This is a genomic window from Streptantibioticus rubrisoli (assembly GCF_024436055.1).
GTDB lineage: Bacteria > Actinomycetota > Actinomycetes > Streptomycetales > Streptomycetaceae > Streptantibioticus_A > Streptantibioticus_A rubrisoli.
In genome coordinates this window covers 127,349-146,607 of sequence record NZ_JANFNH010000003.1, presented here as the reverse complement: position 1 = coordinate 146,607, position 19,259 = coordinate 127,349, and the positions used below count along the sequence as shown (strand labels likewise).

Below are 19,259 nucleotides of genomic sequence, written 5' to 3'. Positions count from 1 at the left end.
GCGATCGACACGACCTCTCCGGGCGCCGGTCCAACAGGACCGGCGCCCGGGGTACTGTCCGGGGTGACGACACGGAAGTGGCGCGAGTGCCACGAGGGAGGCCCCCACGGGTGACGGACGCGCCACGGGCAGATGAAGGAGATCGGGTTGACCGAGGTCGGGGCGGGATGGATACGCGTACCGGTCGGTCCCGACTCGGCGCGCTGGGCCACCCGGGGGCGGTGCCACAAGGTCCTCCTCGTCATCCACAACGTGACGTCGGCGACCCGGCTGCTCGATGTGCTGCCCTTGTTCCGCGATGACTTGCGGGTGCAACTGCTGGCGACGTGTACGGGATCGTCGCCGTTCCAGGCTGGGGTGGCCGAGTTGTTGTCAACGCTCGGCATACCGGTACTGCCCTGGGAGCAGGCACTGGCGACACCGGTGGACCTGGCGGTCTCGGCGAGCTTCGGAGGTGAACTGCGGTCTCTGCAAGGGAAGTTGGCGGTCCTGTCGCATGGCGTTGGATACAATAAGAAACTCGCCACGCCGAACGCCGAACGCCGAACGCCGAACGCCGAACGCCGAACGCCGAACGCCGAACTGCCTGCGCCTGTCTTCGGGCTTTCCCCCGAGTGGCTGTTGGCCGACGGCGTTCCCGTCGCGGACGCACTCGTCCTGTCCCACCACGAACAGGCGGACCGGCTACGCGCCGCCTGCCCGGAAGCGGCGCCGACCGCCGTACTCGCCGGAGACCCCTGCTTCGACCGGATGCTGGCCGCCCGGCCCTACCGGGAACGCTTCCGCAGGGCGCTGGGTGTGCGGCGCGGACAGCGCCTCGTACTGCTGAACTCGACGTGGAATCCCGACTCCCTGTTCGGCGACGGCGGCGACGATGACCTACTGCCGTTCCTGCTGCCGAGGTTGACCGCGGAGCTGCCCGCCGACGAATACCGTATCGCCGCGGTGCTGCATCCCAACATCTGGTACGGCCACGGCCCCGGGCAGCTACGGAGCTGGCTCGACAGGGCACGTCGTTCGGGGCTCACCCTCGTTGATCCGGTGGAGGGTTGGCGCCAGGCGTTGATCGCGGCCGACGCGGTGCTGGGTGACTTCGGTTCCGTTTCCTACTACGCCGCCGCCCTGGGCACGCCCGTCCTGCTCGGCGCGGCATCGCTGGCGTCGCTCGGCGCGGACACCCCGGTCGCCGACTTCGTACGGAAGGCACCGCGGCTGTGCCCGTACTCTCCGCTTGGGCCGCAGTTGGCGGGGCTGATGGCCGAACACCATCCGCTGCCCGGCCCCGGGGAGCTGACGACCTCCGTTCCCGGTGCGGCGGCGGCTTTGCTGCGCCGTACCTTCTACCAACTGATGTCGGTCCCGGAGCCCGCGACACCCGCACTGCTCGATCCGCTGCCGCTGCCGCCCTACGAACCACCGTCGCGCACCGCCCCGTTGCGAGTGCTGACGCGCCTGCTGGGTACCGCGGAGGTGGCCGTCACCCGCTTCGCCGACCCCCGGTACGAGCCGGACGGCGAAGGGGAGGCACACACCGCGGTGCACGAGGACACCCTGGATCCGGGCCTGTTGTCGTGCGCGGACGTGATCTTCCGGTACGGCGCCGCGGACGATCCACGGCTCGGCCCGCCGGAGCACTGGGCCATGGACGTACTGGAGCGCCATCGGTTCTGTGCCGTGGCGGCGTATGTCACGGACGCCGGGAGCTGCACGGTGCGCACCCGGGCAGGCGAGACGTTCCGTCTTGTCGCCGACCCGCGCTCCGCGGACCCGGCGGCCTACGCCTCGGCCCTGCACGCATGGCTGGCCGCTGGCAAGGAACCGGCCGACCTGGCAGGCGGGTTGACGGTGTGGACCGGCGGGACCGCCCACCAGGTCTCGGTCATGGCGACCGGTTCGGCTCGCTGACGCAGCTTTCGCGCAGCGCGCGCAGATGGGCCACGTGGTAGTGGGCGTTCTCGTTCACCAGCGCGTCGATCGCCTCGTCGATCAGCGGCAACGCGTCCGGTCGGCGTCCGGCGAGCACGTACGTCTCGGCGAGGTCGGTGAGCGTACGGGCGGTGTTGTATGGCTCCTGGGTCTCCCGGAAGAAGCCCAGGGCCGCCGTCAACTCCTCCTCGGACTCCGCCCAGTTGTCCAGTCCGCGCAGCGCACGGCCCCGGTGCCGCCGCAGCAGCGCACGGGCGCGGGGAACGTCGGCGAAGCCGAGGTCGTCCTCGCCGATGCCGTCCAGGATGCGGTCCGCCTCGGTGAACAGCTCGTAGGCGTCGTGGAAACGCCACTGCGCCAGCCGTACCAGCCCCAGGGTTTCGGTCGCGGTCGCCGCACCGCGTAGGTGGTCGGCCTGCCGTTCGGCCTCGGCGGCGGCCCGCGCCGCGGTTTCGGCCTCGGCGAACCGGCGGGACGGGATCAACGCCATGGCGAGCAGCGTGTGCATGCGCCCCGCCATCAGGCCGCCGGGAGGCAGCTGCCCGGCCACGTCCACCGCCGCCCGCAGGGCGGGCAGCACCTCTTCGTGCCGTCCGTCCTTGAGCTGCGCCGCCCACAGCGCCTCGCACAGCTGACACGCGGTGTCGCCCAGTTCGAACTCCTTGGCGGCGAGGACCGCCTGAACGAGGTTGTCCAGCTCGCCCACGAGGGCGGCGAGCGCCTCGCCCGGCGACGGGTAGTCGCCCGGCGCCAGTTCGTTGGCGGCCCGGCCGACGCGCCAGCTCTGCCGCAGCGCGGCGCGGCCAGCCCGTACCGCGAAGTCGAGATACCACTCCACGGTGCGCCGCACGGCCTTCCGGCAGTCCGCGATGCCGTCCTCGCGCGCGGCCGTCTCTTCGGCGTGGCGGCGCACGGCCGGGCGGTAGCGGAAGCGGCCGGAGCCGACTGGCTCCAACAGCCGTAGGGCCTCCAGTTCTTCGAGCAGCCCGGCGGCCGCCGACTCCGTGACTTCGGCCGCCGCCGCGGCTGCCGCGGGGCTCAGGGCGGGCCACGGCCACAGCGCCGCCCGCCGGTACACCAGGGCCGCGTCCGGTGAAAGCCGTGAGTAGACGTCCTCGGCGTGGGTACGGACGGGGTCGTGCACGGCCATGGTGGAGCCTGCTTCCTCGTGGGGCGGCGCGGTCAGTCGCGGTGCGACCGCCCACAGGGCGTACGGTGAACCAGCGCAGCGGGCCAGCACGGACGGCAACGTGCCGCGGGCGCGGTCGACCGCCTTGCGGCCCGCGATGTCCGTGAGCAGTTGCACGGCGTACTTCCTGGACAGCGGCTCCACTTCGATCGGTACGGCGTCCAGACCAGGCAGGCGGCGGTGGGCGACGACGATGGTGAAGACGCCGGGCTCGGAGGCGAGCAGCGGTCCGACCTGCGCGGCGGAATGCGCGTGGTCCAGCACGACGAGCAGCCGTAGGTCCGTCACGAGGTCGCGGAAGAGGTTGGTGCGGTCCTCCAGTCCGGGCGGAACCTCCTCGTCGGACAAGCCCAGTTCACTCAGCGCCCGGTGCACGGCCACGGCCGCGTCCAGCGCACGGCCGCCGAGGTCGACGTACAACTGCCCGTCCGGAAAGCGCCGCAGCTCACGCCAGCCCCACTGCACGGCCAGCGCACTGCTGCCGATGCCCTCGGGACCGTGCAACAGCACTCTTCGCGGTCGGCCGTCGAACTTCCGGGAGGCCTCACGGTCGAGCTGCCGCATCGGCTCCTGGCGGTCGCTGAACAAGGTGACGGCACCGGGGAGTTGCGGCTGACGGCGAACCGCGGGATGGCTCAGCGTGCCGTGCACCAGGGCCGCCAACTCGGCCAGTGCGCGGGCGTGCTGGTCGTCGCCCCGCGCCCCCTCGAACAACTGCCGTGCGAGCCCCTCACGTTCCGACACCGTCTGCGGCGCGGTGACTTCCCGCCCTACGATCCGCCGAGCGAGACCGCCGATCAACTGCGTCGCCCGCTTGCCCGCCTCGTTGCCCATCCCGGCGTACGCGGCGCCGAGCATCGCCGAAACGGCCCCCAGCGATACGGGTTCCACCATGCCGCCACTCCCCCTGGCTCCACGCCCACCGGCTCCAACCTCAAGGCCAACGGTAGCGGGAGCCCGCGGGGACGGGCACAGCCCGCACCGAAGCGCCAACTGCGAACCCCGCGCGGGGTGCAACGATCAGTCGGGGCTGGCCGGTTGAGGCTCCGCGTTGGGGAACCGGCGCAGCCCCGGTGTGTTGACCCCGATCAGTAGGACCGCCACGACGCACATCAGACCCCCGCTGACCAGGGCGGTCACCCCCGAGGTCGCACTGGCGACCAAACCGCCGCGCAGGTTGCCGAGGTCGGGGCCCGCCTGCCCGACCATCTGCTCGGCCGCGCTGACCCGCCCGAGCAGATCACCGGGCGTGTACGTCTGCACGATCGTGCTGCGGGACACCACGGCCACGGTGTCAGCGGCACCGGCAACCACCAGCAACGCCAACCCGGCCCACGGGTCGGGCGCCAGGCCGAACAGCGCGAGGGCCGCTCCCCACGCCGCCGATCCGCCGAGCATCACCACACCGGGACGCGGCAGCCGGGTGAAGGTCCCGGAAAAGACGGACGCCATGACCCCGCCAACGGCGACGGCGGACAGGAACAGTCCGAGGGTGCGCGGGTCGTCGCCGAACCGCTCGGCGTTGACCAGCGGAAACAGGCTCATCGGCATCGACAGTACGGTGGCCGCCAGATCCGTGAGCAACGCCCCGCGCACCAGGGGCGCACGCATCAGGAACGCCAGGCCGTCCAGCACACCGCGCAGTCCCGGCCGGGAGGGTTCCCCGCACGGTCGCATCGGCGGCAGCCCGAACGCACCGTAGAACGCCATCGTGAACGTGATCGCGTCGACGGCATAACAGCCTGCGACGCCCCACCAGCCCAGCACCACCCCGCCCAACGCGGGTCCCAGCAGCATCGCCGCCTGCCCTGCGATCCGGTTGAGCGCCAGTCCAGGGGCGAGTTGGTCCTTCGGCAGCAGGGAGGGGAGGAAGGTGCGGGACGCCGGGCCACCACCAGCGACGAAGCAGGACTGCCCCGCGACCAGCGCCAACACCCCCATCACCGGCAGGTTCCCGAGGAAGCCCTGGGCGGCCAGCAGGAGCGAGCAGACGGCCTGACCGGTGGTGGTCACCAGGTAGAACCCGCGTCGATCGACACGATCGACGACCGAGCCCGCGAACAGTCCGAACGCCAGCAGCGGTACCGCCTGGGCCAGGCCAACCGCCCCGCTCCAGGCGGTACTTCCGGTCATCCGCCAGACCTGGAACATCACGGCGACCGCCGTCATCCGACCGCCGAACGCGGAGAGCGTCTGCCCGATCCACAACCGACGGAACCGCGGTGAGGAACGCAGCGGGGTGGTGTCGATCAGCGCATGTCCCACGCCCACTCGACACTCCCCCGCCGGTTTCCCGCGATCCGGTCACGAAGGCTCGACCTTACCGACCGCGGCCGGGCGCGCGGACCACCACGGTGGGCGCCAACTCCCGGACAGCGACACACGGCAGGGCCCCGGTCCGCTGACCGGGGCCCTGCCGGGTGGGTGCCGCACCGCTCAGGCGCCCGCCTCCGCGGAGACCGGCTTGGGGATCAGGAACGATGTCGCGATGGCCGCGGCCAGGATGGTGACACCGGCGATCATGCTGGCCGTGTAACCGGCGGATGACGTCGCGTCAGTGGGCAGCGCCGCCGTGTTCACCGCGTACAGCACCGCGAAGCTGAGCCCCGCGCCGAGGTTGAACGCGCCCGCGTTGAGGCCGGGCAGGAAGCCGGGGTTCTCGCTCGGGGAGAGCACGATGCCCAGTCCGTTGAGCACGATGTTCGCCACACCGGCGTAGGTGATGCCCACCAGGATCGACCCGGCCAGCAGCATGAGTTGCGAGTGCGCGGGGAGCGTGACGATCATCAAGGCGATCGACGCCACGGCCCCGACCAGCCCCAGCCGCAGTACGCGCCCGTACCCGAAGGTCGCGGCGAGCCGACCGGCGAGCGGCCCCATGGCCAGACCGGCCAGCGCGTACGGAGTGAGCGTCCACCACGCCGACTGCTCGGCGGACATCCCCAGGCCCGCCTTCGCGTCCTGCGCGAAGGCGGGAATCAGCCCGTTCATGACGGCGAACACACCGGTCATGGTGAGCACGGTGGTCAGCAGGATCGCCCAGGTGGACCGCACCTTTAGGTGCCGGGTCGCCACCAGCGGATGCGAACTGCGGCCCTCGGTGCGCCAGAACAGCCCGAAGGCGATGGCGGCGACGACCGTGAGCCCGGCCACAAGGGGCCAGTTGGCCGCGGCCAGTTTCCCTGCCTCGTTCAACGCGATGAGCAGTGAACCGACCGACACCACGAGCAGTCCGACACCCGGCCAGTCCATCCGCTTCGCGTCGGCGACCTTGCTCTCCGGCGTCATGGTGGCCGCCATGACCGTGGCGATCGCCGCCACCGCGGCCATCGCCCAGAAGACCGCCTGGAAGCCGTGCTTGTCCGCCAGGAACCCACCACCGACGGAGTCGACACCGGCGACGCCACCGTTGACCGCGGTGATCACGCCGAGCAGGGTCCCGTACCGCTTCGGCTCGGTGACCTCGACCCGCAGCATGATCAGGCAGAGCGGTACGGCGGGCCCGGACGCGCCCTGCAGGATCCGGCCCACGAACAGCATCGGGACGCTCGTCGCCAGCGCGGCCACCACACACCCGACGGCCATCAGGGCCAGCATCCCCACCAGCACCTTGCGGCGGCCGATCACATCACCGAGCCGCGGCAGGAACAGCGAGAACAGCGCCGCCGAGGTGAAGAAGGCGGTCTGGGTGAGCCCCACCTCGGCGGCTGTGGCGTGCAGGCTGTCCTGGATGTTCTTCAGCGCTGGGCTGAGCATGCTCGCGTTGAGCTGGAAGGCGATACACGCCGTGAGCAGCGCGGTGACGAGGACGCCGATGCGAACGGTCCGGTTGCCGGACGCGTCGGCGCCCCGGGCTGTGTCGAGGCCGTCGGCACGGTCGAGGGTGATGTTTTCGGCCAAGGAGGGTCCCATGCTCAGCTGATCGGTGGTGCGGTGATCCCCGGGAGCGCGGCACAGCGCGGTGCCTTCAGGGTGCGCGCGGGTGAGTCTCCGGCGAGGCGAATGCCGTTCCCGGCACGCCAGTAGTCCGTCGACAAAGGTACCTTCTGGTGTCAAATCGCCGGATCCAGGCGTATCGGTGCCCACACCGTCCGTATACGGACACCGGGCACCGCATCACGCGGCGACGGCGCGCGGGGCGCAGGTCACAGCCGCCCGTGGCGGCCCGGCCGCCGCCTGCGTGAGCGTCAGGAACGCGGACGCCGGGGCTCGGCGCTCTTCGCCGCCTGCTGCTCCTTGAGGCGCGCCGTCTCCTTGCGGACCTCGGCCTGGGTGGCGCGCTCCTTTTGCAGCCACTCGGGCAGGTCCCGCTTCAGTGCGTCGATCTGCTCGGTGGTGAGCGGCTCGGTGACGCCGCCGCGGGCGAGGCCCGAGATGGAGACGCCCAGCTTCGCCGCGACGACCGGCCGGGGGTGCGGGCCGTTGCGCCGCAGCTCGCGCAGCCACTCCGGCGGGTCAGCCTGCAGGGCGTTGAGCTCGTCGCGCGTGACGACACCCTCCCGGAACTGCGCGGGGGTGGCTTCGAGGTACACACCCAGCTTCTTCGCCGCCGTGGCGGGCTTCATGGTCTGGGTGCTGTTGCGCGACGTCATGCCGTCAAGGATATCGAGCGCGTGCACCCGCTTTGACCACGCCCGGTAACCTGGCCATGTGACAGGCTCGGAAGTACCCCCCTCGTTCCGGCTGGCGTACGTACCGGGCGTGATCCCCGCCAAGTGGGTTCGGATCTGGCACGAGCGGCTGCCCGACATCCCACTTGAGCTCATCCAGGTGCCCGCCGCCGAGGCGCCCGACGTGCTACGTCGCCGTGACGCCGACGCGGGCTTCGTGCGGTTGCCGTTCGACCGGACGGACCTGAGCGCCATCCCGCTCTACACCGAGACGACGGTGGTCGTGGTCCCGAAGGACCACATCGTGGCCGCGGTGGACGAGGTGTCCGCCGAGGAGCTGGCCGACGAGGTGGTGTTCCATCCGCTGGACGAGACGCTGGAGTGGGAACGTCGGCCGGGCCAGCCCGCGATCGAGCGCCCGGCCACCACGGCGGACGCCGTCGAACTGGTGGCGGCGGGGGTGGGACTGCTCGTCGTCCCGCAGTCCCTCGCCCGGCTGCACCACCGTAGGGACCTCACCTACCGGCCGGTGACGGACGCCCCGCGGTCCCGGGTGGCGCTGTCCTGGCGCGAGGACGCCACCACCGACATGGTGGACGACTTCATCGGGATCGTCCGCGGCCGGACGGTCAACAGCACCCGGGGGCGCCGCCCGGCGCCCGGGCAGCCGCAGCAGAACAAGCGCACCGAAACCGGCGGCGGCGCGCGGCACAAGCCCGCGCCCGGCAAGTCAACCGGCCGGAACCCGCGCCGGGGTTCGAGCGGCGCCAAGCGCGGAAAACCCCGCCGCCGGTCGTAGCCGCGGCCACGCTCCGCGCCGCGAAGGAGGACGGGACAGTGGCACCACGCTTCGGGACCCTGATCGTCCCGGTCCCCGGCCTGTCCGGCACCACCTATCCGCCCGGCACCAAGGTCGCCATCCGCGGCCGTGGAGCGACGGTCGACGCTTTCGTCCACGGCGACTGGCTGCCGCTCGCCTGGTGGGAGTTCACCGAGGGGATCACCGAGGACGCGGCGGAGGACTGAGCCCCACTCGTGACGTGACGCCCCGAAGCGCATACGGTCCGCGACCGGCGGGCGATCACATCTGGTGGCTTCGGCGCGCTGGTAGCGGATGACCAGGAGACGATCCGGAACGCCTGGGCGGAGGACGGCACAAGCGGTAGGGCCCGCACGCCTCGCGGGGGTGCGGGCCCTACCCATGGCCGTCGCGTCAGCGGGTGTGCCGCGCCGGGGCGGTGATCTGCAGCTTGTAGGTGGCGGCGGTGATCGCCGTGCACTTGTGCTGCGCGTCCTGGTAGAAACCGGCGCCGAGGGTCATCGCCTTGCCCACCGGGGCGCTCTTCTTGACGTTGATGCGCATCGGCACGTTGATGTGGGTGTGCGGGCCGAGCCAACCCTGGCCGAAGTAGCCGTCAGTGTGTCCCGCGGTGTCGGTGACGTCCTCCCACCGCTTGGTCTTGGGGAAGTACGCCTGCAGCGAGACCTGGCTGGTCGGGAACGCCTTGAAGCCGACGTAGGTCGAGCTGACGCCCGCGAACAGACGGATGTTGGAGAACCGGGACTGCGAGGGGTTGTCGATGGTCAGCGTGAAGTTGTGCCAACCACTGCCTGCGGCGATCTTGTTGGGCAGGCCCTTGAGAGCGGTGTGCAGAACAGGCCGGTACGACGGTTTGCCGGTCATGCACAGACCGGACGCGGCGGACGGGGCCGAGGGCGCGGCGCTGGCGGCGAAGGCCGAGGGGGCGGCCATCAGCGCGGCGGGGGCGATGGCCGCGGTCGTGGCGACCGTGACCAGGGCGCGGCGGAACTTCATGGAGACCTCTTTCTGGGTCGGAAAAGCAGAATGAGAGGCCGTCGCGGTGGTGGGGGGAGGCTCGCGGTGCGGCAAGCCAAGATCGTAAAGGCAAAGTGAAGACGGTGTGACGGGTTTTTCCGTCGCGCCCGATCCGGGCCGCCCGGGCGGAAAGACGGCAAACCCGGGCGGTTGCCCACATCTCACTGACTGCCGGTGATCAAGGTCACAGGCGGGCGGGCGTCATGCCATCAACGTCCCTCGGTCAGCAGACTCGCCATGTGAAGGACGGTGCGGTCTGCCAGGTGGGGACCGATGAGTTGGACACTCAGCGGCAGGCCTTCGGCCGTGTGTCCCAACGGGACGGTCGCGGCCGGGAGATGGACGAGGCTGGCCAGGTTGAGCCAGGTGGTCTGCTGCCAGTACGGACGGCGCTCGCCGTCCACGGTGATGTGGCGCTCGGGGACCGGTACGCCGGTCTGGTCGGGCACCGCGGCCGTCGGGGCGGCGGGGGTGATGAGGATGTCGATGTCGTCGAAGTAGGCCGCCCACCGCTTGCGCAGCCGTTGGCGTTCCTCGTTCGCCAGGAGCCAGTCCCGGTGCCGCATGGTGCGGGCTCGTGGGTAGAGCGTCCGCGCGGACCGGTCTTCGGGAGCCAGTGTGTCGGCGAGTTGGACTTCGGCCGCGAACGCCTCCGGAGTGGCACTGGCGGAGGAGCCCGCGAACATCAGGGACTGGAAGAGGCGGTCGGAGTCGGCCATGCTGACGGGCCGTGTGGTGTCGTCCGTGTAGGTGCCCGCGTCGAGCAGTTCCTTGGCGAGCCGCTCAAGGAGGGCTCCGGTCTCCGCGTCCACAGCGCAGTACGGGTCGTCGGCCCAGATGCCGATGCGGTGTTCGGGTAGCCGTTCGTGCCGCGGGGCGGGCAACTCCAGCCGCCATGCCGGGCTGTCGTCAGGTGCGGGGCCGGCCAGCACGCTCAGGGCGAGTTCGAGGTCGGCCGCACTGCGTGCGAGGGGGCCGATGGTGAGCATGTCCGATGTCGAAAGCCAGCCGGGCGGGCGGGGAAGGTGGCCTCGGGTCGGAACGATGCCGTAGCTGGGGCGCAGGCCGTGAACCCCGCAGTAGTGTGCGGGCAGCCGCAGCGATCCCGCGAGGTCGCTGCCGATGTCCAAGGGGCTCAGACGGCTTGCCACCGCGACGGCCGGGCCGCCGGATGAACCTCCGGCCGTGCGCTGCGGATCGTGTGGGTTGGGTGTGCCGCCGAACAGCGGGTTGCTGGTTTGGATGTCCTGGCACAGCGGCGGGGTGTTGGTCTTGCCGAGGACGACCGCGCCCGCGGCGCGCAACCGCGCAACCGCGTCGGCGTCCCGCTCCGGTACGTGCCCGGCCAACTCCTGCGCGCCGCAGGTGGTACGCAGTCCTTCGGTCTCCAGCGAGTCCTTGATGGTGACCGGCAGCCCGAGCAGTGCTCCACCGGCCTGGCCACTGGCGCGCCGCTGGTCCGAGGCGTCCGCCGCCGCCAGCGCGCGGTCACCGTCGACGGTGACGACCGCGTTGTGTTCCGGGTGCCGGGCGATGCGCTCCAGATGCGCGGTGGTCAGTTCGCGGCTGGAGACTTCTCCTCGCTCCAGGGCGCGCAGTTGCTCACGGGCGGACAGACGCGTCAGATCCATGCGTCGCGGACTCCTGTTCTGTGGCCGGGGTTTGGAAGTGCGCCGCGACAAGGAGCAGCGCGCGGATGTCGTCCTGTGGCGTACGCACGTCCTCGCGGGTACCGGCGTCCGCGTATTCGGCCGGGGTCTCGGGGGTCTCCCCGCGACGATGGGCGATGAGCGCGGCCCGCAGCTGTTCAGCGGTTACGGCCGCGGCCAGTTCGGTTCCGGTGAGACCGGCGGCACGGTGGCGCCGCTCGGCCGCGGTTCGTACCGACTCCTCAAGGTGGGGTCCCAGGGCGCACTGCCCGTCGCGGATCTCCACGGCGCGACGGTACAGATGCCAACCGGGGTTCCACAGGCGTATGCGGTTGGTGACGGTGGTACGGGCGGGCTGGAGCGCGACGGTGGGCACGGCGCGGTGCAGTGCCTCCCACAGTGGCGCCAGGTTCCGGTAGTCGTTGTTCGCCCGCACCCAGGTGCGGATGCGGGGGATGGCGTGCACGGCCATGGTCGGTACGAAGAAACCGGCCAGGGTCAGGGTGGTGCCGCCATCCGCACACAGCCAGGCGAGGTTCTCGACCGCCGCGGACGGCGGGCTCACGTCGGCCAGCGCGGCGCCGACATCGGCGAGCCGGACGGCGCTGTAGCCCAGGGTCAGCAGCGCCCCAATCCCGACTACGCGCAGTCCACGGGCGATCCACACCTGGTCCGTGCGCCTGGCGGCCTGCCAACAACCCAGCGCCAGAACGGCTTCACCGACGGCGTAGACGACGACATAGACGGTCAGATACGTCTGGTACGCGGCGGTGTGGATGTAGTTGGCGGTGAAGCCCTGTGGGGTGGTCCGGCCGGCAGGGGTGAGTTGGAAGAACAGCAGCGTCAGGGCCAGGACGACCAGCACTCCGGCAGTGGTGCACAGGCGGGCCCGCTTGCGGGCCTCGTCCGGCGGAAGCGCCCAGTGGGCGAGGACGACCGGTTGCAGGGCCAGCAGGGTCACCACGGAGCAGAACGCCACCAGGATGCCGGTGGACGGACGACCGGTGACGTCGTCCAGCAGTCTCCAGACCGGTTCCAGGGACACCAGGAACGACAGCGCCGAGCACCCGTAGATCCCGGCGAGCGCGGCCAGCGCGCGGTCCTGGCGCAGGTGTCCCGGGGGCCACAGCAGCAGGAGGAATCCTGCGACGGCCAGGGTCAGGCAGAGCGGGTGAAGGAGCTGCTGCACGGCTTCCTACCTTCCGATCCGCAGCAACGTCTCGGCCACACGATCACCGTCACCGGCATGACGGCGGGGCCGGTGAACGTGACGCTGGAGGTAGGAGCCGATCAGCTCGGCCTCCCGCTCGTCCTGGTACTCGTAGTCGCTGCGGCCCAGCATCATCTTGACGGCCGCTGGTTCGAGGGTGGAGATCAGCCGACTGCCCACCGGCTTCGCGGGTGAAAGGGCCGAACCGCCTTGGTGGTTGCGCAGGATGTGCGCCAACTCGTGCGCGATGATGTGGTCCTGGTGGGCGCGGCTGGTCTTCTCGTGGACGAATATGTAGTCAACGCCGTCCGTCGTCCGTATCCACATTCCGCACAGGCCCAACTTGCCGCCCAGCGCGGGGGCGGGCGCGATGTGGATCGCATGCCCCGTCCGTTGCTCCACCGCGGGCAGCAGCTCCCGGATGTTGCCGACCGGCGGCAGGCCCAGCTCCCGCACGAAGCGGCGACTGTCACGCCGCGTGGTGTCCCAGCGCCTCACGACGGATTGCCTCGGCTCACACCGGTCGGGCCGGATGGCGACCCTGCTCGCCTGTTCGGACGTTCGCCGAACGCGTCCACTGGCAGGACCTCCCTGGCGGTCTGATCGAACTGTGGTGACGCTGCTACCGAGAGTGTGTCAAAGGCACCGCCCGCGGGGCCAGCCGAGATCACCGCGGGCTCGACGGAGGCTGGCCGCCGCCCGGTGCGCTGGAGCTGACCGCGGTTTTGGCCCCTGGTGTGTTGGAGGACGCGCGCGGGTCCCTCCCCCCGGGGTGAGGTGGCCGTACCCGGCGTCGCGGATTTCATTTCTCTTTCATTCCTCCCTGCGACGGTCTGGCCATGTCTGCCCCCAACCCTCCAAGCCGTTGGAAGGAAACGCGCGTGCGCAAACGACGAGTTGTCGGCGTCCTCGCCGGAGTCCTGGGCGTTCTGCTGGCCATGATCGGCGTCACGGGCGCGTCCGCCGCCCAGGCCGGGTCCGGGAAGCGGGTCTTCAACGCCATGCAGATCGTGTTCAGCCCGAACACGCCGAACGCCTTCTGCACGATCGGTGCGGTCGGCGACGACAGATACGGACGCAGGATCGCCATATCGGCGGGACACTGCCTGCTCCCCCACAAGAGGTACTCCGACCGTGACATCCCCGAGGACATCCAGCCCGTCTACGATCGAAGCGACACCGCGTTCGGACCCATCGGGTACGTGCGGTATTTCAAGGACCCCGAGGGCTCCACGGTCGGGCACCCCACCAAGGACTACATGATCATCGAGCTGGTGCCGACGGTGACGCTCTCCTCGCAGGGCCCGTACCTTAAGGAGACGGGTGAGGTGGAGGTCGCCGACGGGAAGCCCAGCCCCAACGCCCTCACTCCGCCGCTGAACGACGAACGCCTGCTCGGCGCGGGCTTGTTGGACGACAACGAGCTGGTGGTCTCCGGTCAGCTCGGCGTCTTCTACGGGCGCATCACCAACAACTCGGGCGGGGTCTACCAGTCCTGGGCCGCACACAAGGCTGGCGACTCGGGAGGTCCGGCGATCTGGCACGTGCCCGGCAGCGCCTACCCCTCGGCCCAGAACGGCTTCCAGGCTGCCGGACCGTGGGCCGGTATCACCAAGGCCGTCGTCGCCGGAGTGCCGCCCTTCGTCTACACCAGCTCGGCGAACATCCTCGCCGACCTGCGCGCCCGGGACACCGCCCAACCCGGCGTGTACGGCGCGGGCTTCCACGTCACCGACAACCCGTAACCACCAGACACCACACCCGACTTGGCAGGAGACCGTCTCATGAGACCACCGTCGTCCGCCGCGCGAAGCCGCGCCACGGTACGCGCCAAGGTGGCCGCGGCCGCCACCGCGGCGACTGCCGCGCTGACCGTGTTCGCCGGTCCCGCCGCACCCGCCGCCACCCCCGCGATCCCCGGGTTCACCGACGGCTACGGCCTTACCCGGGTCGACGGCGCCACCGAGGTGCACTCCGACACCGACTTCACCATCACCGTGACCACCAAACAACTCTCCGGCCAGCACAAGATCCGCGTCTTCCTGCCCCGTGACTACGCGGCCGACCCCGGCAGGCGGTGGCCGGTGGTGTACTTCCTGCACGGCGGTGGCGGCACGGTGGACGACGCCGCGGCGGCCCCCGCCCTGCACTCCGACTCGGCCATCACCGTGGTGCCGGACGGCGGGCTGAAGGGCTGGTATGCCGACTGGCTGATGCAGAACACCGCTGAGGGCGCGGCGAACTGGGAGACGTTCCACATCGACCAGGTCGTCCCGTTCATCGACGCCAACCTGCGCACGATTCCCGACCGGGCCCACCGGGCCGTGGTCGGTGTGTCGATGGGTGGCTACGGCGCACTGCACTACGCCGAGTTCCACTCCGACCTGTTCGGGCACGTCGCCTCGCTGTCCGGCGGTGTCGACTTCGGCATGGCCGCGGTGCGCGGCGCGGTTCTGGCCACCGAACTCAACGCCACCGGCGCGTGGTGTGCCGTCAGCACCTCCAGCGCCTCCGGCTCCGGCCGGTGCACCGGTTACGGCCCATACGTCGACAGCGATGCCATCTTCGGCTCCCCGTACCCGGTGTTCAACGCGGATCGCGTCTGGAACGAAGTCAACCCGGCCGCGGCGGGCAACCTGGCCAGGCTCGCCGGAGTCGATGTGACGCTCTACACCGGCAACCGGGGTCCCATCGACCACTTCACCGAGATCGCCAGCAAGAACGTCAAGTCCGGCCTGGACAAGCTCGGTTACCCCAGCCGCCTGGTCGACTACGGCGACGGCTCGACGCTCGCCTCCTCCTGCGACGGCGGCCACAACTACGGGTGCTGGGCTCCGGCCGTCGCCGACTACATGACCCATCTGCGCACCGCGTTCGGCACCACCAGCAGCTGACCCCGGCAACGGCAGGCAGCCCGCACATCTGGAGGATCGATCGATGACCAACACCTCGCGGCCGGACCGCCCATCGGCCAGCCGCCGATCGCTGCTCAAAGCCGGGGCGGGCGTTGCGCTGGGCGCGAGCGTGCTCGGCACCGCGCCCGCCGCCGCGGCCTCTCGCGCGCGCGTGGCGCCGCTGGCGCAAGGCGGTACACCGCTGTGCGACCGGCCAGGTGACTCGGCGAGCGGCCAGGGGCTCGGCTCGGGTGACCTGGCCATTCCGTACTACCGCGAGCACGATGGCAGTTGGGGCTATGTCTTCGGTGACTCCTGGACGGGATCCGGGCAGAGCGGTGAGTACCTCGGGTCACCGGTGATGCTGTGCCAGGACCGCTTCGACTCCTCCGGCGGGGCACCGATCTCGTTCACCTGGGCCATGCCCACCGGCGGCGGTGCGCGTCAGTTGTTCGACTACCGGCACAACGCGGACAACGGGTACGGCTTCGAGGTCAGCCGGATTCCGAACGACTGCATCGAGTTCGGCGGCCGCACCTACATCCAGTACACGTCCGTGGCCGTCTGGGGGCCGCCCGCCGGCTACGACGGTTCGCTGATGTCCGGTGTGGCCTACTCCGACGACTACGGCGTGACCTGGAACGACTACCCCTACCACTGGGCCGGTGACACTCAGGGGGTGAACCAGTCCATGTACGGCATGTGGTCGTTCGCGGGCATCGACCCCGACGGCTGGCTGTACGTCTTCTCCAAGCGGTGGAACGGAAGTCACCGGAACACGGCCGACGGCGGGGCGATCCAACTGTTCCGCATCCAGCCGGACGAGTTCCGCGACGGCAACTTCGGCGCCCAGCAGAACTGGGCCTATGTGAACGGCTCCTGGCAGTGGACCACCTCGGCCGCGCCATCGCCGATCCTGACGGGGAACACCATCGGCGAGTTCTCCGTCAAGCGCATCGGTGACACCTACTGCATGAGCTACTTCGACGTGACCGACTACTCGATCCGCACCCGCACCGCACCGCGCCCCGACGCCGTGTGGACCGCGCCCAAGGTGCAGATCACCGGCAACAACACCTGGCCCGCGACCCACTGGGGCAAGCCCCAACTCCCCTACCTCTACGGCGGTTACATCCACCCGGGCAGCGCCAGCGCCACATCGCTGACCCTGATCGTCTCCCAGTGGAACGGCCAGCAGGGCCAGTCGCCGTACCGGGTGCTCCAGTACGACGGCATCAACCCGTAGCGTTCTGACCGCAACGGTTCGGGCACCGCAACCCTGCCAGCACCGCCGGGTTCGACTCGCGGTAGTACGGCAACGCGATCAGCGCCTGGGAGATCGTCCTGGCCCAGCCGCGCCGGTGACTTGTCACGGCTCGCCTTCGAGTGCGTGGCGCGCGGCGGCGACGAAGTCGCCACTGGTGGTGAAGCGAACGCGGAGCGCCTGCGGTCTGGCCGAGGGGTCGAGTTCGGCGGCGCAGTCCGCAGCCTGCGGGTGAGCAGCCACGATCCGCGCGTGCGAGCGGAACTCTTCCCCTATCCCCCGCACCACCCGGGCCCCCTGTTCCGCGACATCCTCCGGACCCACCAGCCGCACCCGAACGTAGGCCTCATCGAGCGCCCGACGTGCGGCAAACCCCGCCTCCCAGCGTGGCGACTCGGCGAACGGTCGCGCGAACCACCCCTCGTCCAGCACCCGGTAGGCCGCGTCAGCCTGACTCAGAAAGCGCTCATAGGCCTCACGGCGCAGCTGCCTGAACGCTGTCGCACGCTGCTCGGCGCGCTCCTCGCGAGCCAGTCGGGCCTGGTGCGACAGTTGCCGTCTGGTGGTCCAGGCCGCGACCGAACCTGCCAAGCCCGCGGCGGACAGCGTGGACAAAGAGGTGATCAGGGCGACCGCGACCGTGTCGTTCACGGCCGCCATTGTTTCGCAGCGCAGTGGCGGGTGGGCCGGTACGAAGTGAACGACCTTGCCGCGAAGTCGCATTGGGCGCGGGGCCCGACCTGGTTCACTCGTCGTGCGAGGCGGAGTCGGCCAGTGCTCGGCTGATCACATCTGCCCGGACGTTGATCATGTACATGCTTCCGGCGTAGAACAGGTCGCCGGAGGTGATGTCGCCGAGGGCGTAGCAGCGGGTGACTTCGCCCGGAACCGGCGAGTGGAGCGCGTTGGTGGCCGTGTCGACGCGCAGGCCGCCGTACGGATTGCGCATCGCCAGGCCCGAGTTGACCAGGGATTCCAGCAGCGGCTCGGCCTTGGTGCCCGTGGTGGCCAGCCCGGACCGGGTCGCGTCCACCACCCCGTCCACCCTTCGGCGCCCACGCCCGCTGTCCAGCCAGAACCCGCCGCCGGTCGCTGGGACCACTGCCGTCAGGTCCGAGCGGACCTCCAACTGTCCGCTGTCCATGGCGGCGAGCAGGGCGCGCGCCGTCGACGGCGGCATCGGGTTGAACAGCGGTTTGGCATACGGGTGGACGCGCCGCAGAAAGCGCCGACGGTCGGCGTCACCGAAGCCGGACCACACGCTTTCGCGCACCTGGTGCAGCGCGCTGGTGGCGATCGTCTGGTACGGGTTGTCGTCCAGCCGCGCGAGGTCCGCGCGTAGCCACTCGTGCGCCGCGCGGCGTGCGGTCGCCTCGGCGATGTCCGCCCCGGCCTCGGTGAGTTCCGCGCGCAGCAGGTCGAGGAAGTCCCGTAACCGCAGCGAGCCGTGCTCCGCCACCCGTCGACCCACGGTCCGCGGGGTCAACCGCCGTAACTGGTAGGCGCGTTGCACGGCCCGCACGCCGGGCAGCACGCCGTGCCGGGAGGCCATGGTGACCGGTCCGCGGTGACCGGTGCGTAGCAGGCCGAGGGCGACGTCGACCCCCGAAAGGCCGGTGCCGAGCACCAGTACCCGGGCGTCCTGTCCGATCCGGGGCAGCACCGTGCGCAGCGGGTACGGGTCGGGGTGGAAGCCCGGCGCGCCCACCAGGCGGTACGGGTCGGCGGGGGAGCCCGCGCCCAGGCAGAGGACGAGGCGGTCGGCGTAGCGGACGCCATCGGCGGTGCGGATCAGGATCTCCGAGTCGGACGCCTTCGCCTCCAAGGCGAACTCACGGACCACCGACACCGTCCAGCCGCGCCGCTCCGCCTCGCCACGGCACCTGGCGAGCTGACTGACCAGGTACTCGCCGTAGATCCGCCGCGGCACGAAGGCGTCGACCGGCAGTGCGGCGTGCTGGGTGTGCCGGTAGCGCGGCTCGGCACGCAGCCAGCGAAGGAAGTGGTCGCGTTCGTGGCAGCGTATGGACATGTACCCGGCCTCGCGGTTCACCAGGGCGCAGTCGAGGTCCGGTCGGTAGGCGCGGCCGGTCGCGAGGTCGGGCGCCCCCTCGTACAAGGTGATGTCCCACCGCGTCCGCCCGTCATCCACGGTGCGCAGCATGCTGTCCAGCAGGCTGACGGCCGCGGCCCCGCCACCGATCACCGCCACGCGCATACCGGCTACGCCTCCGTCTCCGGCACGATGACCGGAAGGCCGAGGGTGGCGTCGAGCCGCCTGGTCAACGTGGCGGGAAAGGCGGTGACCATCACCTCCAGAGTGGGGCGGACAACCGCCCCCTGGACGTGTCCGCCGATCGTCGTACCGTCCCGGCGGCCCAGCACGGCGTGCATATGGACCGAGGGGCGCCCGTCCCGCAGCGCGATGTTCCCGGTCAGGGCCAGTACCTCGGTGTGCTCGGTGACCGGGATCGGCACATGGCTCTTGCCGTCCGGGTCGAACAGCGACAACGAGGCCGAAGCGAACGCGCCGATCCCGGTGAACGACGCGGCGGTCACCTTGTGCTCCTCGGCGAACCTCTCCAGCGCGGGGAGCACCTCCTCGCCCACCTCCAGCACGACGGCGAACCGCCGCGGCGCCGTACTGTTCTCGTCATGCAGGGCCTGGTAACGCATGGCA

Annotated in this window: 17 protein-coding genes; 6 read left to right on the top strand and 11 right to left on the bottom strand. The window is 70.7% G+C overall.

Annotated features, from left to right (window positions below; all coding sequences use genetic code 11):
• Positions 1-132: 132 nt before the first annotated feature.
• Positions 133-1,905, top strand: a complete 1,773-nt coding sequence (locus NON19_RS05600; protein WP_255925498.1) for a CDP-glycerol glycerophosphotransferase family protein — start codon at positions 133-135, stop codon at positions 1,903-1,905.
• Here the strand turns inward: NON19_RS05600 and NON19_RS05595 are convergent.
• The 4 genes from NON19_RS05595 to NON19_RS05580 form a co-directional block, all read right to left on the bottom strand.
• Positions 1,880-4,009: a tetratricopeptide repeat protein gene (locus NON19_RS05595; RefSeq protein WP_255925497.1), complete on the bottom strand. Its 2,130-nt coding sequence runs from the start codon at positions 4,007-4,009 to the stop codon at positions 1,880-1,882. The genes NON19_RS05600 and NON19_RS05595 overlap by 26 nt on opposite strands.
• A 126-nt stretch (positions 4,010-4,135) precedes the next feature.
• Positions 4,136-5,386, bottom strand: a complete 1,251-nt coding sequence (locus tag NON19_RS05590) for an MFS transporter (RefSeq protein ID WP_255925496.1) — start codon at positions 5,384-5,386, stop codon at positions 4,136-4,138.
• A gap of 165 nt (positions 5,387-5,551) precedes the next feature.
• Positions 5,552-7,027, bottom strand: a complete 1,476-nt coding sequence (gene uriT / locus NON19_RS05585) for a uridine transporter UriT (protein WP_255925495.1) — start codon at positions 7,025-7,027, stop codon at positions 5,552-5,554.
• 275 nt (positions 7,028-7,302) lie between these two features.
• Positions 7,303-7,707 (bottom strand): DUF5997 family protein, encoded by a 405-nt coding sequence (locus tag NON19_RS05580; RefSeq protein WP_255925494.1) that lies wholly within the window; start codon positions 7,705-7,707, stop codon positions 7,303-7,305.
• 58 nt (positions 7,708-7,765) lie between these two features.
• Between NON19_RS05580 and NON19_RS05575 the strand changes: the two genes are divergently transcribed.
• Complete coding sequence (locus NON19_RS05575; protein WP_255925493.1) at positions 7,766-8,524, top strand: LysR family substrate-binding domain-containing protein; 759 nt, start codon at positions 7,766-7,768, stop codon at positions 8,522-8,524.
• Positions 8,525-8,562: 38 nt separating this feature from the next.
• On the top strand, positions 8,563-8,751 hold the full coding sequence (locus NON19_RS05570; RefSeq protein WP_255925492.1) for a hypothetical protein: 189 nt from the start codon (positions 8,563-8,565) through the stop codon (positions 8,749-8,751).
• A 187-nt stretch (positions 8,752-8,938) separates the two neighbouring features.
• Here the strand turns inward: NON19_RS05570 and NON19_RS05565 are convergent, their stop codons facing one another.
• The 4 genes from NON19_RS05565 to NON19_RS05550 all read right to left on the bottom strand — a co-directional run bounded on the left by NON19_RS05565 (position 8,939) and on the right by NON19_RS05550 (position 12,919).
• Positions 8,939-9,541 carry a hypothetical protein gene (locus NON19_RS05565; RefSeq protein WP_255925491.1) on the bottom strand — a complete coding sequence of 201 codons (603 nt, stop codon included), beginning with the start codon at positions 9,539-9,541 and terminating at the stop codon, positions 8,939-8,941.
• Positions 9,542-9,771: 230 nt separating this feature from the next.
• Complete coding sequence (locus NON19_RS05560) at positions 9,772-11,193, bottom strand: amidase (RefSeq protein ID WP_255925490.1); 1,422 nt, start codon at positions 11,191-11,193, stop codon at positions 9,772-9,774.
• On the bottom strand, positions 11,165-12,400 hold the full coding sequence (locus tag NON19_RS05555) for an MAB_1171c family putative transporter (protein WP_255925489.1): 1,236 nt from the start codon (positions 12,398-12,400) through the stop codon (positions 11,165-11,167). The genes NON19_RS05560 and NON19_RS05555 overlap by 29 nt, the downstream gene beginning before the upstream one ends.
• A 6-nt stretch (positions 12,401-12,406) precedes the next feature.
• Entirely contained in the window at positions 12,407-12,919 is a 513-nt protein-coding gene (locus NON19_RS05550) for an ImmA/IrrE family metallo-endopeptidase (protein WP_255925488.1), read from the bottom strand.
• Positions 12,920-13,302: 383 nt separating this feature from the next.
• On the opposite strand from NON19_RS05550, the gene NON19_RS05545 reads away from it, so the two are divergent.
• Genes NON19_RS05545 through NON19_RS05535 form a run of 3 tightly spaced genes read left to right on the top strand, consistent with a single transcriptional unit; the run spans position 13,303 to position 16,561 of the window.
• Positions 13,303-14,166 carry a hypothetical protein gene (locus NON19_RS05545; protein WP_255925487.1) on the top strand — a complete coding sequence of 288 codons (864 nt, stop codon included), beginning with the start codon at positions 13,303-13,305 and terminating at the stop codon, positions 14,164-14,166.
• A 39-nt stretch (positions 14,167-14,205) separates the two neighbouring features.
• Complete coding sequence (locus NON19_RS05540; protein ID WP_255925486.1) at positions 14,206-15,315, top strand: alpha/beta hydrolase; 1,110 nt, start codon at positions 14,206-14,208, stop codon at positions 15,313-15,315.
• Between the two features lie 43 nt (positions 15,316-15,358).
• Complete coding sequence (locus NON19_RS05535) at positions 15,359-16,561, top strand: glycoside hydrolase family 183 protein (protein ID WP_255925485.1); 1,203 nt, start codon at positions 15,359-15,361, stop codon at positions 16,559-16,561.
• A gap of 123 nt (positions 16,562-16,684) precedes the next feature.
• On the opposite strand, the gene NON19_RS05530 is transcribed toward NON19_RS05535, so the two are convergent.
• The 3 genes from NON19_RS05530 to NON19_RS05520 all read right to left on the bottom strand — a co-directional run bounded on the left by NON19_RS05530 (position 16,685) and on the right by NON19_RS05520 (position 19,255).
• Positions 16,685-17,230, bottom strand: coding sequence for a hypothetical protein (locus NON19_RS05530; RefSeq protein WP_255925484.1), 546 nt, complete (start codon positions 17,228-17,230; stop codon positions 16,685-16,687).
• 94 nt (positions 17,231-17,324) lie between these two features.
• Positions 17,325-18,797 carry an FAD/NAD(P)-binding protein gene (locus tag NON19_RS05525; protein ID WP_255925483.1) on the bottom strand — a complete coding sequence of 491 codons (1,473 nt, stop codon included), beginning with the start codon at positions 18,795-18,797 and terminating at the stop codon, positions 17,325-17,327.
• 5 nt (positions 18,798-18,802) lie between these two features.
• Positions 18,803-19,255 carry a PPC domain-containing DNA-binding protein gene (locus NON19_RS05520; protein WP_255925482.1) on the bottom strand — a complete coding sequence of 151 codons (453 nt, stop codon included), beginning with the start codon at positions 19,253-19,255 and terminating at the stop codon, positions 18,803-18,805.
• Between the last annotated feature and the right edge of the window lie 4 nt (positions 19,256-19,259).